A 2,835-nucleotide genomic window follows, 5' to 3' on the forward strand; every position below is an offset into this window, starting at 1 on the left:
GCCACGAGAGGACACTGTATGCCGCGCCGGCTCACCGCCCCGTGGGTCGCTCCGTGCCCCGCGCGCGTGCTCTGTCACGATGAGGGCGTGATCGTCGACCGGGCCGTGTACATGGACGGTGAGCGGCACGACTGCGGTGACCTCAGCGACGAGCTTGCCGCCCTGCGCGCGCTGGGCGCCTCAGGCAACTTCCTCTGGATCGGCCTCAAGGACCCCACCCAAGCCGAGTTCGACGACGTCAACGACGAGCTCCAGCTGCATGCCCTGGCCGTGGAGGACGCCGTCCAGGGGCGAGAGCGGGCCAAGGTCGAGCTCTACGACACGAGCGTCTTCGTGGTCCTCAAGCCGCTGCGCTACATCGAGAGCACCTCGGACATCGAGACCGGTGAGCTCATGATCTTCGTCGGGGACCACTTCATCGTCACGGTCCGGCGGGGAGACGCCAGCCCGCTCGCGGGTCTGCGCCAGCAGCTCGAGGCGGATCCTGACCGGCTGCGGCTCGGGCCGATGGCAGTGCTCCACTCCATCGTCGACAACGTGGTGGACACGTACACCGTCATCGACGAGGAGATCGCGAGCGACCTCGAGGCCATCGAGACGGAGGTCTTCTCCGGCTCCAGGATGGACACCGCGACGATCTACCGGCTCAAGCGGGAGGTGCTCGAGTTCCGTCGCGCCGCGGTGCCGCTCTCCGCGCCGCTGCAGATGCTGCACCACTCCACGCACAGCCCGGTCGACGAGGCCGAGCTGCGGCTGCTCCTGCGGGACGTCAGCGACCACCTCCAGGCGGTCATCGACCACGTGGAGTCCTACGACCGCCTGCTCACGGACATCCTCGGCGCCCACCTCGCGCAGATCTCGGTGCAGCAGAACAGCGACATGCGTCGGATCTCGGCGTGGGTGGCAATCGCTGCGGTGCCGACGATGATCGCCGGCATCTACGGCATGAACTTCGACGACATGCCCGAGCTGCGCTGGCGCTACGGGTACTTCGCGGTGCTCGGCCTCATGGCCGTGCTGTGCCTCGGCATCTACCGCGCCTTCAAGCGCAGCGGGTGGCTCTAGGGGACGAGCGCAACCGGCCGGCCACCACGGGTGGACGACCAGCATCCGGGAGTCAGGTGGCCGAGATCCACCCGGCCCAGAGCGCCGCTGCGACCGCGAGACCGAGGGCGACCCGGTACCAGATGAACGGCCGCAGCGAGTTGGTAGCCACGAACCGCAGGAGCCACGCGATGGAGGCGTAGGCGGTGGCGAAGGCGACGACGATGCCGACGGCCATCTGGCCCACGCCGAGCGCGAGGACCGCCTCCGTCCCGCGGGCGAGCTCGAAGATGCCGGCCGCCGTGAGGGCCGGGATGGCCATGAAGAAGGCCAGCTCGGTCGCCGTCACCCGGTTGATGCCACGCATGAGCCCCGCAGAGATCGTGGCGCCGGAGCGCGAGACCCCGGGAATGAGGGAGAAGCACTGGACGAGGCCGATGACCAGCCCGTCCCTGAGGGTGATGCCGTGCTCGTCGCGCTGCTCGCCGGCGCGCTCGAGGACGTCGTGCCGCTGCTCCGCGACCCAGATGACGATGCTCCACAGCACGAGCGCCGCAGCGACGACCCAGAGGTTGCGCAGCGGCCCGGAGATCAGGTCGCGCGCCAGGAACCCGACGATGCCGACCGGCAGGGAGCCGACGATGACGGCCCACGCCAGGGTGTAGTCGCGGTCCTCGCGGGCCTGGGCGGAGCGCAGGCCGCGGAACCAGGCCAGGAAGAGCCGGGCGATCTTGCGCGCGAAGTAGATGAACGTCGCGACGATGGCGCCGATCTGGATCATCGCCGTGTAGGCCGTGACCGCCGGGTCGTCCACGGGAAGACCGAGGAGCTGCTCGGCGATGGTGAGGTGTCCGGTCGACGAGATCGGGAGGAACTCGGTGAGCCCTTCCACGACGCCGAGGACGATGGCCTGGAAGTAGGTCAGTTCGACGGACACGAGCCGACAGCCTAGGTGTACGCGGCGCTCGACCCGCTCGCGCACCAGGCGACCGGAATGCCCTCTGCGTCAGGTCTGCAGGGGAAGGGCCTCCGCGACGGCCCGCAGCACCGCGGCGCGGTCCTCCACCGTGCGCGCGAACGGCGCGACGCTGAGCGTGGTGACGCCCGCGTCCGCGTAACGGCCGATCCGCTCGGCGATGCGCTCGACGGGCCCGATGAGCGCTGTGGCGTCCGCGAGGTCGAACGGCACGGCATCCGCCGCATCCCGAGGCCGGCCGTCGAGGTACAGGTCCTGGATGCGGTCGGCGGCCTCGTCGAAGCCCATCCGCCGGGCCAGCCCGTTGTAGAAGTTCTGCTCCCGGCTGCCCATGCCCCCGATGTACAGGGCTGTGTAGTCGGCCACCGCCGCGCGGCCGGCCTCGAGGTCGTCGGTGACCACGACCGGCACGGTGGCTACCACGTCGAAGCCGACCATCGGGTCCCGGGGCGTGCCGGCGCTCGCGGCCACCCGACCCTCGCGGACGGCCGCCAGCTGGTCGCTCGAGTGCTCCGGCGAGAAGAAGATGGCCAACCAGCCGTCGGCCACCTCACCGGCGAGCCGGATGTTCCGAGGCCCGACCGCGGCGAGGTACACCGGCAGGTCGGGGCGCGGCGGCCGGATGGTCAGGCGTAGGGCCTTACCGGGGCCGTCCGGGAGTGGCAGGGTGTGGTGGCGGCCGGCATACCGAACCTGCTCCCGCCGCAACGCCATTCGGACGATGGCGACATACTCGCGGGTCCGGCCCAGTGGCTCTGCGAAGCGCACACCGTGCCAGCCCTCGCTCACCTGGGGGCCGGACACGCCGAGCCCGA

General features: G+C 70.5%; 3 protein-coding genes. 1 reads left to right on the top strand and 2 read right to left on the bottom strand.

Features of this window, described 5'->3' with window-relative positions; translation table 11 throughout:
- Positions 1-87: 87 nt before the first annotated feature.
- Complete coding sequence (corA, locus tag VJN29_RS12650; protein WP_324143988.1) at positions 88-1,065, top strand: magnesium/cobalt transporter CorA; 978 nt, start codon at positions 88-90, stop codon at positions 1,063-1,065.
- A gap of 52 nt (positions 1,066-1,117) precedes the next feature.
- Here the strand turns inward: corA and VJN29_RS12655 are convergent, their stop codons facing one another.
- Both VJN29_RS12655 and VJN29_RS12660 read right to left on the bottom strand, forming a co-directional pair.
- On the bottom strand, positions 1,118-1,981 hold the full coding sequence (locus VJN29_RS12655) for an undecaprenyl-diphosphate phosphatase (RefSeq protein WP_324143989.1): 864 nt from the start codon (positions 1,979-1,981) through the stop codon (positions 1,118-1,120).
- 69 nt (positions 1,982-2,050) lie between these two features.
- A partial coding sequence (locus tag VJN29_RS12660; RefSeq protein WP_324143990.1) for an LLM class flavin-dependent oxidoreductase occupies positions 2,051-2,835 on the bottom strand: 785 nt, incomplete at its 5' end.

The sequence above is a fragment of the Intrasporangium sp. genome, assembly GCF_035280925.1.
Lineage (GTDB): Bacteria > Actinomycetota > Actinomycetes > Actinomycetales > Dermatophilaceae > Intrasporangium.